13 protein-coding genes and 1 pseudogene are annotated in these 20,496 nt (G+C 43.2%); 7 read left to right on the top strand and 7 right to left on the bottom strand.

From position 1 onward, the window contains the following. Position 1 precedes the first annotated feature (1 nt). The 5 genes and pseudogenes from selD to ACE1EF_RS14730 all read right to left on the bottom strand — a co-directional run bounded on the left by selD (position 2) and on the right by ACE1EF_RS14730 (position 6,254). Positions 2-1,036 (bottom strand): selenide, water dikinase SelD, encoded by a 1,035-nt coding sequence (gene selD / locus ACE1EF_RS14750; protein WP_375721636.1) that lies wholly within the window; start codon positions 1,034-1,036, stop codon positions 2-4. A gap of 36 nt (positions 1,037-1,072) precedes the next feature. Next, positions 1,073-2,050, bottom strand: a pseudogene (gene mnmH / locus ACE1EF_RS14745) (tRNA 2-selenouridine(34) synthase MnmH); the annotation flags it as partial. An 86-nt stretch (positions 2,051-2,136) separates the two neighbouring features. After that, positions 2,137-4,632 (bottom strand): glycoside hydrolase family 3 C-terminal domain-containing protein, encoded by a 2,496-nt coding sequence (locus ACE1EF_RS14740; RefSeq protein WP_375721447.1) that lies wholly within the window; start codon positions 4,630-4,632, stop codon positions 2,137-2,139. Positions 4,633-4,677: 45 nt separating this feature from the next. Next, positions 4,678-5,520, bottom strand: a complete 843-nt coding sequence (locus tag ACE1EF_RS14735; protein WP_375721446.1) for a hypothetical protein — start codon at positions 5,518-5,520, stop codon at positions 4,678-4,680. A gap of 20 nt (positions 5,521-5,540) precedes the next feature. After that, the gene (locus tag ACE1EF_RS14730) at positions 5,541-6,254 is read right to left on the bottom strand and encodes a Bax inhibitor-1/YccA family protein (protein ID WP_375721445.1); all 714 of its coding nucleotides are present in this window, start codon (positions 6,252-6,254) and stop codon (positions 5,541-5,543) included. Positions 6,255-6,558: 304 nt separating this feature from the next. Between ACE1EF_RS14730 and ACE1EF_RS14725 the strand changes: the two genes are divergently transcribed. The 7 genes from ACE1EF_RS14725 (at position 6,559) to ACE1EF_RS14695 (ending at position 18,718) form a co-directional block, all read left to right on the top strand. Then, entirely contained in the window at positions 6,559-9,645 is a 3,087-nt protein-coding gene (locus ACE1EF_RS14725; protein ID WP_375721444.1) for a cytochrome c biogenesis protein CcsA, read from the top strand. 139 nt (positions 9,646-9,784) lie between these two features. After that, positions 9,785-10,588 (top strand): hypothetical protein, encoded by an 804-nt coding sequence (locus ACE1EF_RS14720; RefSeq protein WP_375721443.1) that lies wholly within the window; start codon positions 9,785-9,787, stop codon positions 10,586-10,588. Next, entirely contained in the window at positions 10,576-11,922 is a 1,347-nt protein-coding gene (locus ACE1EF_RS14715) for an NAD(P)-binding domain-containing protein (protein WP_375721442.1), read from the top strand. The genes ACE1EF_RS14720 and ACE1EF_RS14715 overlap by 13 nt, the downstream gene beginning before the upstream one ends. A 10-nt stretch (positions 11,923-11,932) precedes the next feature. Then, the gene (locus tag ACE1EF_RS14710; protein ID WP_375721441.1) at positions 11,933-13,525 is read left to right on the top strand and encodes a hypothetical protein; all 1,593 of its coding nucleotides are present in this window, start codon (positions 11,933-11,935) and stop codon (positions 13,523-13,525) included. Next, positions 13,504-16,077 carry a hypothetical protein gene (locus ACE1EF_RS14705; protein ID WP_375721440.1) on the top strand — a complete coding sequence of 858 codons (2,574 nt, stop codon included), beginning with the start codon at positions 13,504-13,506 and terminating at the stop codon, positions 16,075-16,077. The genes ACE1EF_RS14710 and ACE1EF_RS14705 overlap by 22 nt, the downstream gene beginning before the upstream one ends. 9 nt (positions 16,078-16,086) lie before the next feature. Beyond that, complete coding sequence (locus ACE1EF_RS14700; protein WP_375721439.1) at positions 16,087-17,112, top strand: hypothetical protein; 1,026 nt, start codon at positions 16,087-16,089, stop codon at positions 17,110-17,112. A gap of 13 nt (positions 17,113-17,125) precedes the next feature. Further along, entirely contained in the window at positions 17,126-18,718 is a 1,593-nt protein-coding gene (locus tag ACE1EF_RS14695; protein WP_375721438.1) for a hypothetical protein, read from the top strand. An 81-nt stretch (positions 18,719-18,799) separates the two neighbouring features. Here the strand turns inward: ACE1EF_RS14695 and ACE1EF_RS14690 are convergent, their stop codons facing one another. After that, positions 18,800-19,987, bottom strand: a complete 1,188-nt coding sequence (locus tag ACE1EF_RS14690) for a hypothetical protein (RefSeq protein WP_375721437.1) — start codon at positions 19,985-19,987, stop codon at positions 18,800-18,802. A gap of 1 nt (position 19,988) precedes the next feature. Further along, positions 19,989-20,495, bottom strand: a complete 507-nt coding sequence (locus ACE1EF_RS14685) for a T9SS type A sorting domain-containing protein (protein WP_375721635.1) — start codon at positions 20,493-20,495, stop codon at positions 19,989-19,991. Position 20,496: the final 1 nt, after the last annotated feature.

Genomic DNA, 20,496 nt, shown 5'->3' with positions numbered 1-20,496 from the left:
ATCAGATCACCTTGATTAATGTATCCGATTGGGGGTTTAACCTTCCAAATGAAACCGGTTCAATATTGTATCTTTTTAACAACATCTCCACTGCATCAACAGCGTCTTCTTCTACTGCTATCAGCAGTCCTCCACTGGTTTGCGGGTCGCACAGGATAAACTTATCACTTTCTGATTTTAACTGAATATGCTGTCCGTAGCTTGCCCAGTTGCGGTGTGTTCCTCCGGGGATGCATTTCTGATCCAGGTACTGCTGCACATCCGGGAAGACCGGTATTTTATCAAACTCTATTTCTGCAGAAAGCTTACTGCCCTCACACATTTCTGTAAGGTGTCCCAGAAGACCAAATCCGGTCACATCAGTCATGGCTGTGATGCCAATTATCTCTGCCAGTTCCTGTCCTATACTGTTCAGTTTCGACATGGAATCAGATGCAATATTCTGATGCTCAGGTAGCAGTTTCCCCTGTTTCTGAGCGGTAGTAAATACCCCGACACCAAGCGGTTTAGTCAGATAAAGCCGGCATCCCTCTGTTGCCGTATCATTGCGTTTAAGTTTTTTCAGCTCAACCTGTCCCGTAACAGCCAGGCCAAATATTGGTTCGGGACTGTCAATGCTGTGTCCGCCGGCCAGGGAAATCCCGGCCTCCTTACAGGCCTGCCGTCCGCCTTCAAGAACCTGCTGAGCCACTTCTGCCGGTAACTTGTCCACAGGCCATCCCAAAATAGCAATAGCCAACAGCGGTTTTCCACCCATGGCATACACATCACTGATGGCATTGGTGGCCGCTATTTTACCGAAAGCAAACGGATCATCAACAATGGGCATGAAAAAATCGGTGGTACTGATGATTGCCGTTCCGTCACCCATATCATATACAGCAGCATCATCCCGGCTGTCGTTACCTACAAGCAGACGGGCATCAGGCGTGGCCACCTGGTTCGTCTTCAGAATATCGGATAGCACAGCTGGTGATATTTTACATCCGCAACCTGCACCGTGACTGTATTGTGTTAGTTTAATATTTTCCATCATGTCCAAATATCGTTCAATTTTTAATGCATTTTCTGCATGGTCAGTCGAAGGAAGGGTGATCTGCAAAACGGTTTCCCGGCTCCTCCTCTGCATGCCTTTTAAATAGGTTTTATCGTAGTAATGCAACGTATTCAGGGCAACGCTATAAAAGTTCTGTTTTTCGAGATCTTCGAGAGCGTTCTTCACCCTTAATCCGCCCAGACGTTTGGAAATACGCCTTACCGCACTTGCAAGTGCCTCTGTATCACAACTTCCATATTCTGCTGCCAGATGTTTAGCCCGCTGTTCTTTTGGTATCTCAACAAAAATAAGTCGTGCATCGGTCATTTGCCTGAACAGTGGAACCGGAATTTTAACCCTCCCGATATCAATGCTTTCATCCTCCACCCAAATGGGTTTCTTCAAATCAAGCTGACGCCAAACCGAATGGAGGTTATTCTCAAATTGCTCAACCGTTGGCTGTTTTGCCTGTCCAATTCCACCGAAGGCTGATCCTTTATGATGTGCCAGGCCCTCCAGATCGATCACCTGATTCCCGTTCTTCTTGAGCTCTTTTAATATATAAGTCTTGCCGCTCCCGGTATATCCACCCAGTACATTCATGTGAACCGGAATAGCAAAATCGCTTAATACCAGTCGTCTGTATGATTTATATCCTCCGGTAATCACCCTGACATCGGAGAAGCCGTTATCCGCTAAATGCCTGGCAAATGCCTGACTCCGCATGCCTCCGCGCCAGCAATGCACAATAACCTTTCCGTCAGGTGCAACCTGAAACGATTGCGTAATAAAATCATCCAGCTTAGGGCTTACAAAAGTCAGCCCCAGCTCAATCGCAGCTTCTCTGGACTGTTTTTTATAAACGGTTCCAACCTGCGCTCTTTCATCATTGGAAAACAAGGGAATACTAACAGCACCCGGAATATGACCGTGCTCAAATTCTCCCGGCGAACGCACATCGATAACCGGCCGGTTCAGGGCCAGTGCTTCCAGTATGTTAATATCGGTTAACATCAGAGCAAAAGTATATTAATCTGGCTGGATTAAGCCGATTGATTCCCAAAATTTTGAAATATTAACGGCTAAAACAACCTGTTTCATCAATCGATGTCAACCGCTGAACTTAACCTGATATCACGGGATGAACTTCCAACCAACACTTCAAAGGCACCGGGATCATACCCGAAATCATGCTGATCAATCTTATAGTATGAAAATGCTGACTGGTCAAGTTTAACAGTGACTGTTTTTGTTTCCCCTTTCTTCAGAAATACCTTAGAAAAACCTTTCAGCTCTTTCACGGGACGCTCTACCCGACAATCCTTATCAGCCACATAAACCTGGGCTACTTCTGCGCCATCGACCGGACCCGTATTTGTCACGTCAAACGTCAGGGTCACCGCCATATCAGATCCGTTCTGTGATTTCTGCACCTTCAGATTGGAATAGTTAAAAGTTGTATAAGACAGGCCAAAACCAAATGGAAACCGAGGTTCCACATCTTTGGCATCGTAATATCTGTAACCCACAAAAATTCCTTCGGTATAATCCACCTTCTTATTTTTCTTCCCGTCAAAAAAAGTGGCAGACGTTGGATTATCTTCCCATTTTTTCTCAAAGCTGACCGGTAGTTTCCCTGATGGATTCGTTTCACCAGTCAGGATCTCTGCCAGTGCGATTCCTCCTTCCTGCCCGGGATAAAAAGCGTGGATCAATCCTTTAACTTTAGGATACCAGGCTTGCATATCCACATTGCCACCACTGTTTAAAACCACAATGGTATTCGGATTATGTTCCGCCACAAGATTCAGCAGGCGCTCCTGCTTTTGCGGCAAGGCAAATGTCCTGTCATGGCCTTCACTTTCTGTATGTGTGTTGAATCCAACGCATACAATGGCAACCTCTGCTTCGGATGCAATCCGGATCACCTCATCATCTTCATTCTCATTCTCAGGCATATACCAGGCCAAATCAATGACCGCGCTGCCACCGTTTTCGTAATATTCCAGTTTAATGCTGTAATCCTTGCCTTGCGTCAGGGACAGTACACTGTTACGCTGTTCTGTAGCGTGATCGCTCCAGTTATCTATTATTTTTTTATTATTGACCCATAAACGATAGCCGTCATCACCCCGGACCACAAATTTATAGGTCCCGGTTTTTTCAGGCCGGATGACGCCGGTCCAGCGCACCGAAAAGTTATCTTCACCGATGCCTTTCACACCGGGAGCCTGTGCCCAGTCATTATTCACAACCTGCTCTGTGCGTGCGGCAACCGGCGATCCGTTCAGTGACTTGTTATTAAAGTATTCGGCGATTAACCCTTTCTCTGATGATCCCGGATTGGCGTAAAACACAGATGATCTTGCGAGTGCATTAAAGTTCTTAAGCCCTGCATTATAGCGGATATCTGCATCAGGAGCCATGTTTTTAAGTCCCTCCAGCAAAGTCACCGGATCTGCAGGTCTTACAAACGAACTGCCACCTCCTGCAGCATAATTATCTGCATTGGGTCCGATCACAGCAATGCGCTTTGTTTTAGCCAAATTCAGAGGTAAAATACCTGAATCATTTTTCAACAAAACAATACCCGCCCTGGCCAGCTCCAGTGCAATGGTAGCATTCTCTTCATTCGTTTTTATTGTATCGCCGGTAAGTTCTTTTTTGTCGTAAAATCCGTATTGGTAGCACACTCTCATGATCCTTCGGATCTTTGCATCAATCATCTCCTCCGTAATTTCACCTCTTTCAATGGCAGGAATAAGCGTGTCGGGAACCATGTGCTGATTCCCCGGCATTTCGAGATCGGTTCCGCCTAAAACGGCAGCCACCCCGTTGTGAACAGAACCCCAATCCGACATCAGAATTCCCTTAAATCCCCATTTCCCTTTTAAAATGTCATTGTTCAAATGGCTGTTATGGGATGTATGGATGCCGTTCAGTGGGTTGTAGCTGTTCATCACTGCACTGACACCTGCATTTTCAACCGCATATTTAAAGGCCGGCAAATAAATTTCGTGTAAGGTTCGCTCATCCACTTCCGAACTGGTCCAGTTTCTGTCGTATTCCAGGTTGTTACACGTAAAATGTTTAATGGTTGCCACCACGCCGTTATCCTGTACGCCCCGGATATAATTTGCTGCCATGCGGGAAGACAAATACGGATCTTCACCCAGGTATTCGAAGTTTCTTCCGGTAAGGGGATTTCTGGCGATGTTCACACCGGGTGCCAGCAAAATATCGATCCCACGCACTTTGCAGTCCCTGGCTATAGCCTCACCAAGTTTATAAACCAGTGCCGTATCCCAGGACGCAGCAGAAAGCACACTGGCCGGATAGGATACTGCATCACCATGTCCCCTGGTTCCAACCGGACCATCCGTCATCTTCACGGCTGGCAGCCCAAGTCTTTCCATCGGACGGATGTAAAAATTATCTGTCCCGTTAATGTAGTTTACTTTTTCCTCAAGGGTCATCTTGCTGAGAAGCGTATCGATTTTTGCTTCTGTAGCGGCTTCGTTTAGCGATTGCTGCTGTTTTGATGAGCAGGAGAACAATACGAGTACTGCTGCAAACAGGGGAATAAATCTCTTCATTTAAATATCAGATTATATACTATACTTAACCAGTAATGGAACAAATTACATATCTTTCCTTCCATGTTTCTTAATGTATTTTCTCCTCTCCGGGACCCTTTTATCCATATATTTTGTTTCGGATTCATCAAGGTCACCATCCTTATCAAACTGCCAGGTTCGTTCTTTTGTCAGTACCGGTTTGCCGTTAATTTGTGTGTAATATTTTCTTAAAACCTCTTTTTCTTGGGAATTAAAAAAATGCACCTCTTTCCGGTTTGATCCTACAAACTCCAGAACCGACTTTGTTAATTTACCATTGTCATAGAAATATGTCATTTCCTGTACCGTATCGCCTTTTGTTACAAAAATACCGGATACAGCCTTACCTCTTTCATTGTAGCGACTCAATTGATAGGTATTCGTCGAATCACCTTTTGCATAGGATTTAATTGTTTTACTGATTCCATCGGGATAGTACGAGTAAGTATAATTAATGATAAAGGTATCATGTCTTCCACCATCATAATTTATCATGGTTGATCGGACTATGACGGAGTCATTGGTATAAAAATTCTCATACGTTGAATAAGGCTGCCCGTTTAACTGCGTGTTACGCAGTATTAACCGCCCATCTTTAAAATACGATTCATTAACGGAATAGAAGTCGGGATGTAAAGCCTCCAGTCGCTCAAACACCACCTGACCCGTATCGTCTTTTTTGATGTATTTAATGTTTAGAGTGTCCTCTACTTCATTGGCGGAATTGATGGTGACCTCATACACGGTGTCAGTAAAGCTCATGTTGTCTATCCTGTTGATCTCATGAGAATTTGAATCTACAGGAAGCTTATTCTCACATGAAAACAGAATCAGGACTGTAATAAAAAGGGGAAGAAGGTTTTTCATGGTATTGTATATTTGGTATATTATCGCCTCCTTCCAAAAATGCGTAATAAAAAGAGGAACAGGTTAATAAAATCAAGATACAGCGTTAATGCACCCATGATGGCCTCCTTTTTATCTTCATCCGTCCCTTCATTCCCGATGACGTTCATCCTTTTAATCTTTTGGGTATCATAGGCCACCAGCCCCACAAAAATGAATACACCCGCGTAGGTGGTGATCCAGTACAACATTTCGTTCTGAAAAAAGAAATTGACGACAGAAGCAATAATTAATCCGATCAGCGCCATAAACAGCAGATTCCCCATCCGGGTCAGATCTGATTTTGTGACGTATCCATAAAAACTCATCACCCCAAAGGTTCCGGCAGTAATAAAAAAGGTGGTGGCAATGGATTCTGCAGTAAATACCATAAATATAACTGAAAACGTAAAGCCGTTGAGCACGGAGTACATTACAAACAACAGGGTTGCAAGTTGAGCGGACATTCTTTTAACCATCGAAGCGAGGCTTCCAACCAGGACTAACTCTCCTATCAATAAACCAAAGAATAAGATTTGGTTGTTCAGAATTACGTTCACAATCTGAGGCATGGAAGCAATCCACATGGCGATCACTCCTGTAACTGCCAGGGCAAAGGTCATCCAGCCATATACTTTGGTTATAAACCGTTGCTGTTCTGCGGCTACTTCAAACTGGCTGGTGTAAGAAGGTTGATTTTGCGTTATTTTATTCATGCTGTGTACCATCTGGCTATCGTATTAAACTTATTGGTCTAAATGTATCTATTTAATGTGCAGAATACAACCGGACAGACAAATTTAGAAATAATTCAAACAATGCAGAACAAAGACCAACGTATGTATGTGTAAAGTCGCTACGGATAAGGGCTCGAAACTTTCGCAGGCTTTCAGAATAATAAGCAATAACTAATCCCGTTAATTTATACTACTGATAAACTAGCATTGTGTATGCGTTAATTTGAATATCTTCTGAATAAAACATATACATTTGTCAAATTATTCCTGAAAAAAGAACAAAATGAAGAAGCTGGGAAATATTCTGTTTTCAATGGCAACCGCAGTGGTACTTATGTTGATTTTTGCTGTAGCCATTGCCTGGGCAACGTTTATTGAGAGCAGCTACGGAACCGAAACCGCAAAGAAACTGGTTTATGTGGCGCCATGGTTTGAAGTTCTGATGTGGCTTATTGCGATTAATCTGACGGGAAACGTAATTAAGAACAAACTTTACAAACCCAAAAAGTTTTCCATCCTGCTTTTTCATCTCGCTTTTCTTCTAATCCTTGGAGGTGGAGCGATTACGAGACATATCAGCTATGAAGGCACCATGCACATCAGGGAGGGAGAATCATCGGATTTAATTACACTGAGCCATACCTATCTTACCATGGAAGCTAATTATAAAGGATTGAATGAAAAGGTATCCAAAAAGATCCGCTTAACACCAAAGGGATCAAACCATTATACCGAATCGCTTAACATCGGTGATAAATCCGTAAAACTTGAAACAATCCTGCTTCTTCCAAATGCAGAACAGGTCCTGAAGCCCTCAGATTCGGGACTTCCCGGTGTTTCGCTGTTTATCATGGATATGCGCAAAGCAGGCCACGAATTTGATCTGCTTCAGGGTGAAACAACAACGGTGGATATGTTAAGCTACTCATTTGATGCCAGTCGCCCCGGCATGATCACATTTTTATTTGATCAGAATAAACCACAGTTTATTTCCCGGTCAAATGTCATGCTTACCAGCATGATGGCTAAGGGAGATACAACCATTCTGGCTGCAGGCGAACGTCACGATGTACAGGAAAAAACCATATACAGGGTTGCCGGTCATGTTTTTGTGATCAAATCCTTTATGCCGCATGCGGAAAAAATCGTTCAGAGCAACACGAAAACAGAGACCGGTTCCCAGGGTCTTGTGGTATCTGTTTCCACGGATAATGCTTCTGACAAAATCAGTCTGTTTAATCAAAACGGAAATGCCATACCTGCCGAAACGCACCTAGATGACATGGATCTTAAAATTTACTTTGGCACCGTAACCAGGCAGCTCCCATTTTCTATTGAGCTAAAGGATTTTGACCTGGAGCGCTATCCCGGATCACATAGTCCGTCATCTTTTGCGAGTGATGTAGTACTGAACGATCCGCAAAACAATACATCTTTCCCGTTTCGTATTTATATGAACCACATTCTGAAATATAACGGATATCGTTTTTTCCAGTCCTCCTATGACCCGGATGAAAGAGGAACAATCCTTTCTGTCAGTCACGATTACTGGGGAACTTTTATATCCTACCTCGGCTATTTTCTTTTAGGTTTGGGTATGGTAATAACCTTGCTTAACAGGAACAGCAAACTCTATTCTCTCTTCCGCCAGAGCAGTGAAATACAGAAGATGAAGCGGGCTGCACTGCCTGTAATTCTACTGTTTTTTATGTTGAGCCAGGGCAATATTTTTGCCAATAACCCATCAGATCTGGCCTCTACAAAAAAAGAACATCTTAAGGAACTGGGGACCCTTTTGGTTCACAAAGGAAGAATAGAGCCTATGGCGGCTTTGTCCTCAGAACTGATGCGAAAGATTCACCGGGGCGAAACCTATGACGGCATGTCAGCAGATGAAGTTATCCTGGGTATGATGACCGATCCGGCACGATGGCAGAATGAACCATTTATAAAAATATCCAATGGCAGCCTGGCAAAACAGCTTGGTGCTCCTTCCGGTTATATCAGTTACCACAATATGTTTGATGCATCGGGATACAAGCTTCAGAAACTTGTGAATACCACTTATCAGAAAGATCAGATTAAACGGAATAAATACGATAAGGAAGTCATCAATCTTGATGAACGCATCAACATCTGTTACCAGATTTATAATCATTCATTTTTTAAACTGTTTCCGATTCCGGACGATGCAAACCATAACTGGTCAACAGCACATACCTTTCCAAAAAACCGGATAAAGAGCGGGGAAACATCTCCTGTTCAACTTTATAACGCATATTTGCAGGAAGCCGCTAAAGCAAATACTTCCGGTGACTGGAGCAATGCCAGTTCTCTGCTCCTGAGCATTAAAGCATACCAACTCATGAACGGGGGTTCTGTGCTTCCGTCTGCATTCAAAATAAAAGCTGAAGTCGTTTACAGCAAAGTCAATCTCTTCAGTATTTTATCCAGGATATATGAAACCGTTGGTTTAATCTTCCTGATCATAAACCTGATTACTGTTTTTAAACCACAGTTTTCCTTAAAACGTGTGAATACCGTTTTGCTGATCCTGTCGGTATTACTGTTCCTTTTTCATACTTCAGGACTTGGGCTGAGATGGTACATTTCAAATCATGCACCCTGGAGTAATGCTTACGAAACCCTGATATTTGTCGGATGGGGAACAGCTGCGATCGGATTAATTTTTTCGAGGCTGTCCGGCATTGTGTTACCGGTCACAAATTTCCTGTCAGGTATTATGCTGATGGTGGCAGGATTCAGCTGGATGAACCCGGAAATAACACCGCTGGTACCGGTACTGAAATCATACTGGCTGATTATTCATGTTGCAGTTATAACCTTAAGTTATGCCTTCCTGGCTATTGCTGCACTGCTTGGGCTTTTGAATTTGCTGCTCATTGTGTTTAAATCGAACGCCAACCGCAAAAACCTCGATCTTAATATCCGCGAGATTTCCATAATCATTGAAATATCTATGATCATCGGACTGATCCTGTTAACAGCAGGCGCATTCCTGGGAGGTATCTGGGCAAATGAATCCTGGGGCCGTTACTGGGGCTGGGATCCAAAAGAAACCTGGGCACTGGTTACCATACTGGTATATTCTGTTGTGTTGCACCTTAAAAAAATTCCGTCGTTTAAAAGTGCGGCTCTGTTCAACGGACTTACCTTAATCAGTTTTGCATCTGTACTCATGACATTTTTCGGTGTAAATTATTACCTCTCCGGACTGCATTCATATGCCCAGGGAGATGCACCTCCAATACCAAATGCCGTTTACATTTCGGCGATACTTGTAATCGCCATAGTGACAGCTGCATACTATAAAGAAAACATGACAAAAATCAGGCAGAAAACAACCTGAGACCGAAAAAAAATAAGAATTTTATCCTAGTAGTTCTATAGGTTATACCTATTAAGACTGTCTATAAATTACTTATTGTTAACATATTATTAAGTATCAATCGTTATATTTGATATAGAAATTACAGTTATCACAAACCATGTCACCGAAACTGCACAAACTATACATCTGGTCATTTGTCGCTATCACAATAGGTGTAGCCGTCATTCTTGCCCTACGGGGCTGGGCCTTCTACAATGTAGGTATTGCTGACCGCTTTCACCATGCCGACTATGACAAACTGAAACCAAGCGGATTGCTCGGTCATGGATACGGAATCATCGGTACCCTTCTTATTTTGACCGGTATTTTTACTTACATGGCCAGAAAACGTTTACGCGTATTTTCCCGGATTGGGGTCCTGAAGTACTGGCTTGAATTTCATATTTTTTTATGTTCCCTTGGCCCTATTCTGGTACTTTATCATACATCCTTTAAGTTTGGAGGCATTGTTTCTGTAAGTTTCTGGAGTATGGTGGCAGTGGTTTTAAGTGGTGTTCTGGGGCGATACATTTATCTTCAGATTCCAAGAACCATTGAAGGACGGGCACTGAGTTTAGGTGAGGTGAATAATCTGAAAGATGAATTTAAACTGAAACTGACACAGGAGTATGGTATTGAAGATGCTTTTTTTGATCTGCCGGCCAGACAAAACAGGGAAGCCATTTCCCGGCTTAAAGCAGAACTTAAGACGAAACAGCTTACGGCTAAGGAGATCCGAAAAGCATTGTCCTATTTCAAATCTGAAAAAAGCCTGGGAAGAAGAATCAAACGGTTGGAACGGATGCAGAATCTTTTCCGTTACTGGCATGTGGCACATCTTCCTTTCGCTCTGATCATGCTGATTATCATGGTCATTCATGTAGTTATAACCATAATATTCGGATACAGATGGGTATTTTAATGGAAGGCATATTATTGGAGAAAGTGATCATTTACGGTTCGGTTGCACTTATTGTATTGATCATCCTGGGGATTTACTTCATCAAATTACGCCGGGAAACAAAAAAAACGGAAAAAAAGATTTCCTACGCCAAAGAACATGGACTATTTGAACCTGTTTCATTGCATCCGGTCATCAATATAAACAGTTGTATCCGCAGCGGAGCCTGTGTCAGAGCCTGTCCTGAAAAGGATGTTCTGGGGATCAGCAGTGGAAGAGGAACGGTGATCAACGCATCACGCTGTATCGGTCATGGAGCATGTTTTCATGCCTGCCCGGTGGAAGCCATCACCTTGTGTATCGGAACGGAAAAACGAGGAGTGGACCTACCTCATGTAAGCGAAAAATTCGAAACCAATATTAAAGGGATATATATCGCTGGAGAGCTTGGCGGAATGGGCCTGATTAAGAACGCAGTGGAACAGGGGCGTCAGGCTGTGGAGAATATCATAAAAGATATGCCTGAAACCCGAGAGGACCAACTTGACCTGGTTATTATCGGAGCCGGTCCTGCAGGCATTTCTGCGTCACTTACGGCAAAACAGCACAACCTTAAATTTATAACGCTGGAACAGGATACGCTGGGCGGTACAGTTTACACTTTCCCACGTTCAAAAATTGTGATGACCAACCAGATGAACCTTCCGGGATGGGGAAAAGTAAAACTATATGAAACCTCAAAGGATGAGCTGCTGAAACTTTGGAATAATGCCCTATCAAAAAATGGTGTTGAGATTCGGCAGGAAACAAAGGTTGAAGAAATTATTCATGAGGGAGGCTCATTTATCGTAAAAACAAAATCGGGTGACGCATTAAAAACATCCCGTGTTTTGTTGTCTATCGGAAGAAGAGGTACTCCGAGAAAACTTGGCGTTCCGGGAGAAGTATCCGAAAAGGTAGCTTACCGCTTACTCGAACCGGAAGATATTCATAATAAAAAAATTATGGTCGTGGGTGGAGGTGATTCTGCGGTGGAATCAGCTATGCTGCTTGCTGACAACAATAAAGTCATTCTGTCGTACCGAAGCGATGCATTCAGCCGCATTAAGCCGGGGAACAGCAACCGGATCACCAAAGCCATAGAAGCAGGAGATGTGGAAGTGCGGTTCAATACAAACGTAACTGAAATTCACCCGGAAAGTGTTGTACTGAAAAACAGTGAGACCGGAGAAGAAGAAATTATTCCAAACGATCTCGTCTACATCTTTGCCGGTGGTGAATTACCAACCAGGTTTCTCGAAAAGATCGGAATCAAAATTACCCGCAAGCATGGTGAAGCCTTGTTAAAACATTAATAAGTACTGAATGAAAAAAATCCTCGTAATATTTCTATTCCTTGTACAGATTATTCTGTGTTACGGACAAATTTCACCCGGTGATTTATCTACTTTTCACGAGGACCTTGAAGGGATTAGTAACTGTACGAAATGTCATGAGCTGGGCAAAAAAGTCACTAATGCAAAATGTCTTGACTGTCACAAAGAAATTGCTGTAAAAATTAATGCCGGTGAAGGATTTCACGCATCTTCCGAAGTTAAGGGAAAATCGTGTTTTGAATGCCATAACGAACATCACGGACGGGACTATGACCTTACTGATCTCAATAAGGAAACATTCGACCATAATCTTACCGGATATAAACTTGAGGGTGCTCATGCGGATCAGGACTGTGCTGCCTGTCACAAAAAAGATTTTATACAGGACAAGGAGATTAAAAAGAAAACAATGACTTACCTGGGCCTTGTCCGGGAATGTCTGGCCTGTCATAAGGATTTTCATCGGGAAACACTTAGTGACAACTGTCTTGAGTGTCACAATTATGAAAAATTCAGACCGGCGCCGGGATTTAATCACAGCGAGACGGATTTTGTTTTAAGAGGGAAGCATCAGCAGGTTGATTGTATTGACTGCCATAAAAAAGAAATTGTTGATGGCGAAGCATTTCAGCATTTTGCCAACGTGGATCACAGCAATTGTACAAGCTGCCATGAGGATGTTCACAATAACAAATTCGGACAAAACTGTACACAGTGCCATACCGAAGAATCCTTTACAGAGATTAAGGGCATGAATACCTTTGACCATAGTAAAACAGGTTATCCTCTGGAAGGCATGCATGTTAATGTGGATTGTAAAGAATGTCATATCAGCGGAAAATATACCGATCCCTTAAATCACAGATTTTGTAATAACTGCCATGAAGACTACCACAAAGGTGAGTTGACAGCAGATAAAAAATATTCAGACTGCAGCGATTGCCATACGGTTCAGGGTTTTAAACAATCCGGCTTTACAATTGAAATGCACAATAAATCTGCATTTAAACTGGAAGGAGCTCATTTGGCAACACCGTGTTTTGCCTGCCACAGAAAGCAGGAAGACTGGCATTTCAGGCAAATCGGTTCAAACTGTGCCGATTGTCACGATAATATTCATCAGGATTATATGGAGACAAAATACACAGACAAGAACGGCTGTGTAAACTGTCACTCTGTAAATACATGGACCGAAGTTACATTCGATCATGATAAGACCGGATTTACCTTATCCGGAGTACACGCGCAAACGGATTGTAGCAGCTGCCATTTCCCGGAAAATGAAAACCACGAAAAAGAACAGAAATTTGCTTCTTTGAACGGGGCCTGTCTTGAATGCCATACAGACGAGCATCACGGTCAGTTTGAAAAATACGGGGATAAAAGTTGTGAACAATGTCATGGATTTGAAAACTGGGATGCCGGAAAATTCAATCATGACAACTCAAGGTTCAAACTCGAGGGTGCTCATGCGGGCGTGGCTTGTTTCCAGTGCCATGAGGAAGTAAGAACATTAAAAGGAAGATATGTAAAATACCTTTACGATAACGAAAAGATAGAATGCGCAACCTGTCACAAATAATCCTCTTATTGTTGTTCCCTGTTGCATTGCTGGGTCAGGGACAGTCACCGCACGGAGATAATTTCAACATCAGTTGTGATGTGTGCCACTCTCCGGAGAGCTGGGATCTGGTTAAGAATTCAACCTTTAATCACGATAGTACCGGTTTTATTTTGACCGGACAGCATCAAAATGTGCAATGCCGTTCGTGCCATACCTCGCTTGAATTTGCCAGGGCAGGATCAACCTGTATATCCTGTCACAATGATATACATCAGAATACCGTTGGACAAGACTGTGACCGTTGCCACAACACCGGTTCATGGATTATGAATAATGTAATGGAGATGCATATGAACAGCCGTTTCCCACTGGTTGGTGCTCATGCTACAGCCGACTGCTACGACTGCCATAAATCGGCTTCATTACTCCGGTTTGATCCGCAGGGTGTGGAATGTTACGATTGTCATAAGGAACAATTTGTAGCCACAACGAACCCGAATCATGTCACATCAGGCTTTTCCACAGAATGTACCGACTGCCATTCCATGAATGCCACCAACTGGACCTCACAGAGTTTTGATCACAGTTTTTTCCCTTTAACTGAAGGACATAATCTGAATGACTGTTCCTTATGCCACAAGGATAATAACTATACCAATGCTTCAGCAGAGTGTTATTCCTGCCATGCTGAAGATTTCAGTGGAACGGATAACCCATCCCATGTGAATGCAGGATTTTCACAACAATGTGAAGAATGTCACACCACGCATCCGGGATGGTCCCCAGCCAGGTTTGAAGCTCACGATGCCAGTTATTTCCCGGTTTATTCAGGCACGCACAACGGTACATGGGAAAGCTGTTCAGAATGCCATACTGTACCCGGAGATTATACCCAATTCAGTTGTACAGCCTGTCATGAACACAACAAGGCTGATACGGATGATGAACACAGCGAGGTGAGTGGTTACAGCTACAACGATCAGGCATGTTTTGCCTGTCATCCCGACGGCTCAAAAACGGGAGCATTTAATCACGACCTGACCAATTTCCCGTTAACAGGGGCACACAGGGATGCAGAATGCCTCAGCTGTCATACAAATGGCTATGCCGGCACTTCAATGGTCTGCAAAGACTGTCACACAGCCGATTTTATGGCTTCGCAGAATCCACCACACCAGGAACTTAACTTCCCTGATGAATGCGATCAGTGTCACACCACCAATCCGGGCTGGTCGCCGGCTACGTTTGCAATCCACGATAACTATTATCCGTTGCGCGGAGAACATGCAGCCATTGCCGATCAGTGTATGCTTTGCCATAAAAACGGCTACACCAATACACCAAATAACTGTTATGGTTGCCATGCGCAGGATTACAACGCAACAACGGACCCGAACCATGTTGAAGCAAAGTTCCCGACAGAATGCGAAACTTGTCATACTGATAAGGGCTGGTCACCGTCCATCTTTAATCATGATCAGTTCTATCCGTTGATCGGAGCACATGCAGATATAAAAGATAACTGTACGTTGTGCCACGCCGATGGTTACAGCAATACTCCTGACAACTGTTACGGCTGTCATGCGAAAGACTACAATGCAACAACAGAACCTAATCACATTGAAGCCCGGTTCCCAACGACCTGTGAAACCTGTCACAGTCCAACCAGCTGGTCGCCTTCAACATTTAACCATGACACTTTTTATCCCCTGGTCGGGGCGCATGCTGAAATTGCAGACAACTGCAATGCCTGTCATGCCAGTGGTTATACCAATACACCAACTAATTGTTACGGCTGTCATGCTCAGGATTATAATGCAACTACCGATCCCAATCATGCTGATGCACATTTTCCAACAACCTGCGAGACGTGCCATAATTCAAACAGTTGGTCACCATCCTCATTTAACCACGACACTTTTTATCCCCTGGTCGGGGCGCATGCCGGGATTAAGGATAACTGTAAGCTGTGTCATGCAGAAGGATACACCAATACACCAACAAACTGTTATGCCTGTCATACGCAGGATTATAATGCAACAACAAATCCCAATCATACGGATGCACAGTTTCCGACGACCTGCGAAACCTGTCATAACACAAACGGATGGAGTCCGTCCACATTTAACCACGACAGTTTTTATCCGTTGACGGGTGCACATGCAACAATTGCTGACAATTGTATCCGTTGTCACTCAGAAGGTTATACCAATACACCATCGGAATGCTATGGCTGCCATGCCGGCGATTACAATTCTGCAACAGATCCGAATCATGCCGCAGCAAATTTCCCGAAAGTGTGTGAGGATTGCCATACGACCAGTGCCTGGTCACCATCCACATTTAACCACGATGCACAATATTTCCCGATTTACAGCGGGGCACACCGTGGTGAATGGAATAATTGTACCGACTGTCATACCAATGCTTCCAATTATGGAGTGTTCTCCTGTATCAGTTGCCACGAGCATAATCAGACTGATACAGACCGACACCACAGGGAAGTAAGGAATTATGTATATGCCAGCGAAAGTTGTTACTCTTGCCATCCCAACGGAAGGTCTGATTAAATTATATCAATGCATCAACAGATTTTAATAGTATCTATCCTGCTTATTGCTCACTTAACATACAGCCAGTCTCCGCACGGTGACGACTTTAATGTGAATTGCGCTGTCTGCCATACAGCTGAAGAATGGGATCTTGTGGCTAACTCCGGCTTTGATCATGACACAACCGGATTCAAACTTACAGGTCAGCATAAAATGAATACGTGCAGGCAATGCCATACCTCCCTTGTTTTTAAAGATGCCGGAACAGAATGCATGGATTGTCATACCGATATCCATCAGAATACGGTAGGGCAGGATTGCGACATGTGTCATACTACCAGCACATTTATTGTGATGAACATTTCAGAAATACATAACATGAGCCGGTTTCCGTTAACAGGAGCTCACCATTCAGTGGATTGTTATGCCTGCCATCCATCGGCATCAAACCTGCAGTTCAATGTTCTTGGGGTGGATTGTTACAGTTGCCACCAAAAAGACTACCTGGCAACAACAAATCCTGAGCATGCTGAGGCAGGCTACGGAACCGATTGTGAGGTTTGTCACAGCCTGCATGGCACAGAATGGAGTGCTACCGGTTTTGAACATGGTTTCTTCCCCCTGATCCAGGGGCATTCAGGGCTGGAGTGTGCAACCTGCCACGGTTCAGAAAGTCCTTTCAGGTCTGTATCTTCAGATTGCTATACCTGTCATAATTCAGATTACGAAACGGCTAAAAATCCGGATCACCTGTCCCTGGGATTCTCACAAAACTGTAAGGAGTGCCACACACTTTCAGAAAACTGGTCACCGGCTGACTATACAGAGCATGACATTCTCTATTTCCCGGTATATTCAGGCAAACATAAAAATGTATGGAATTCATGTACCACATGTCATACTGATCCACAGAACTATTCCGTTTTTACCTGTACAGATTGCCATGAACACAATAAAAGTTCCATGGACAGAAAACACAGGGAGGTGAGAGATTACAGATGGGAAAGCAATGAATGTTACCGTTGTCACCCTATGGGAAGTGGAGATGACTAATACCAAAATGCCAATGAAACGACTGATCACAATACTGATGCTGTTTTGCATGCTGCTATCCATTGAAGCACAGAACACTATTCAAAAAACAATTGAAGGACGTGTCTCATACGTCAGTATGCAAAACACTTATGTAAGCTTTCCGTCGACAGAAGGAATATCCAAAGGAGATACCCTGTACCTTAAAACAGGCGATAAGCTGATTCCCGCACTTATTGTTACGCAAACCTCCTCCATTTCCTGTGTCACAAATCCTTTGCCCGGGATTAATGCCACTGTAGACAACACCATCATCGCACAGGCCAGGATAACAGTTAAAGAACCGGAGGTTAAGATTGTTAAAGTCAGGCCGGAAGAAGATAGAGAAGCCAAAGAAAAGCGGACTGAAAAGAAAAAGGAAAAACAACGCATCCACGGTCGTTTATCTGTCGCTTCATATTCTAATTTTTCAAATACCGATGTTGCAGATAATCAGAGGATGCGATATACGTTATCTTTCCAGGGTGAACATCTGGGTGGTTCCAGGTTATCAACCGATGCATATGTTTCCTTTACGCATCGCTCCGGGGAATGGAACCAGATAAGAAATAATATATTTGAAGGTCTAAAAATCTATTCTCTAGCTCTTAAATACGACATCTCGGATAATACCAATGTTTGGGTCGGACGGAAAATAAATTCAAATGTAGCCAACATAGGAGCCATTGACGGCGTCCAGGTTCAAAGCACCTTTAAAAACTTTACTTTTGGTATTGCCGGAGGAACCAGACCGGATTATACAGACTACAGCATAAACACTGACCTGGTTCAGTTTGGCGGTTTTGCAGCACACAGCTTTAAAACATCAACCGGTAATGCCAGTACATCACTTGCAGTATTTGAGCAGATGAACGGTAATAAAACGGACCGCCGGTTTGCCTATTTTCAACACAGTAACTCACTGGTTAAGAACCTGAATATATTTGCATCCTGCGAACTCGATCTGTATAAACTGGAGAATGACGTCCCAACCAATACGCTTGACTTAACAGGCCTCTATTTATCCTTACGTTACCGGCCATGGCGTAAAGTCTCCTTCTTTTCATCGTATGATGCCCGCAGGAATGTCATCTATTTTGAGTCTTTTAAAAACCTGGCTGACCGGATTCTGGAAAATGAGACACGGCAGGGTTTTCGATTCCAGGTATTGCTAAGACCCTTTAATTACTTTACGGCATCACTGAACGCTGGATACCGGTATCGAAAGAGTGATCCGGCACCGACAAACAATGCTTCAGCTTATATAACCTACAGCAATGTACCCTGGATTGATGCCACTGCAGCAGTTAATGTTACCATGCTTAATACCAGCTATCTTAAGGGTATGCAGTATGCATTTAACCTTTCACGCGACTTTTGTGACGGAAAGCTTTACAGCAGGCTCAATTTAAGACTGATTGACTATAACTTCAGCAACTCACCAAGCGGAATGTTTCAAAAGACAGCTGAATTGTCATTGTCATACAGAATTTTGAAAAAGCTGCAACTCACAGCCAATTACGAGGCGACACTGGAAGACAGCAATCTGTTTAACCGGGTATACCTTGGATTAATAAAACGATTCTGATACAGACTGTAAAAAGATAAAAGGGCAGATACTTTTAATGGTATCTGCCCTTTTGGCTTTTATCTAAAATAGTTAAGGATTCTAATTATACGGCACCTTTTTCACAACCAGTAAGCTTGCAGCTCCGGATGCAGGATTGAATAAATTAAAGAAACTATCGGAATAAATATAATTATCTCCGTTATTAGTCGTTGAGGTCCAGTAATTTTCAGATTCATTTAACCATAAACCATCCGGCAGTAAAAAGGAGTTCGATGCAATCTTTGAAAACTCCTGTTTGGTCGGTATTCTCCATCCTGATGGCACCAAAGTTTCAGCAGTGGTATAATTAAATGACGGACTTATGTTTCCAAGGCCATCATCATATACAATCTGGCTGTTGTATACCAGCAGCACATCTGAATTCGGATAAATCCCAACAATGGTACCGCCATCAAAGGTTTCTCCTATTTCAGGCCCGGTAGAACCACTGCCAGCTGCATCTTTCCATGCGGGAATGCCGGATTCAACAGTCAATACCTGACCATCAGTGCCTTTGGCAAGCCTCACCCATTTTGATCCGTCATAATAGAGGACATCCCCTGTTGAGGCGCCGGTAATATTCAGATTATTGGCCATATTTGCTGTACCTGCAGTTGTTGCCGTTGTTGCACTGCCTGCAGTATTAGCTATCTCTGCTTTTTTAGCAAAAGTAGCTGTATCCGCATATTCTGCATTTTCAGCTGTTGTTGCCGATGTTGCTGTTGTTGCACTGGTTGCATTATCTGCTGATGTAGCATGACCTGCATCAGTGGCGTAGTCCGCATTGGTAGCTGTTGTTGCGTTGTCCGCTGCAGTAGCATGATCGGCATTGGCAGCTGATGTAGCTACGTCGGCCGTTAAGGCAGATTCTGCAGTCATGGAGAAGTTGGCGTAAGGCACACTGTTAAGCTGTGATGTTCCCATATCCTCTCCGTCAATATCCACATTCATAAAATAGGGTCCGTTACTCCAGTCTATGGCAGAAAAATCACCGGAAGTTGCGCTTCCTTCTCCAACCACAACACTGATTACCCCAAATATATTTGTACTCACATCATGCGTTTCACTGTAAACAACAGATCCGGATACAGATCCCTGCTTTATGGTAAACTTAAGTGTGACAGCCGTACTGGCTTCAACTCTGCCTTCACTGTTCCTAAGTACCGTTTGATAATTAAACCCCTGCGAGTAAACATTAGCTGTTATGACCATGAATAACAATAATGCCAATGATGTCAATTTTTTCATTCTATCGTGTTTTTTCTATTTTGCAAGTTTGTATTAGTTTCCCATTTACACTGGAGATTCTCAATAAATAAATACCATTCTCATATTCCGAAAGCGATAATCCTTCATTAAACCGTAAATCTGTAATTTCTGTTTTTAACATTTTTCCGCTTACATCATAAAGGTCCAGCTTAACAATTTTTTCCCCTGAATAATCCATATCAATATATATCCGGTCCCTGGTTGGATTCGGATATACCATTGCAGCAGTACTTATTTCCGGTCTGATAGCCGTGATGACAAGCGTATCCTGATGAAATCCCTGTGTCAGAAAGTGCGTACCGGAATGCCCGGTGAACGTTTCGGTCATTAGTTCACCCATGGTATGAGACATAATATGAGAAGTACTCTCGGTATTCATTCCAAAGGCAGAAATAACCGACAATTCCAATGACCGTTGCCCGAATGTCACCAAAGTAAACAAAAGAAAGACACCGGATAATATTAATTTTTTGTTTGTTTTAACCATC

Origin of the sequence: Quyinboa sediminis (assembly GCF_042219855.1) — a bacterium.
Lineage (GTDB): Bacteria > Bacteroidota > Bacteroidia > Bacteroidales > UBA5342 > JBHJHP01.
This window is presented reverse-complemented; position numbering and strand designations above follow the sequence as displayed.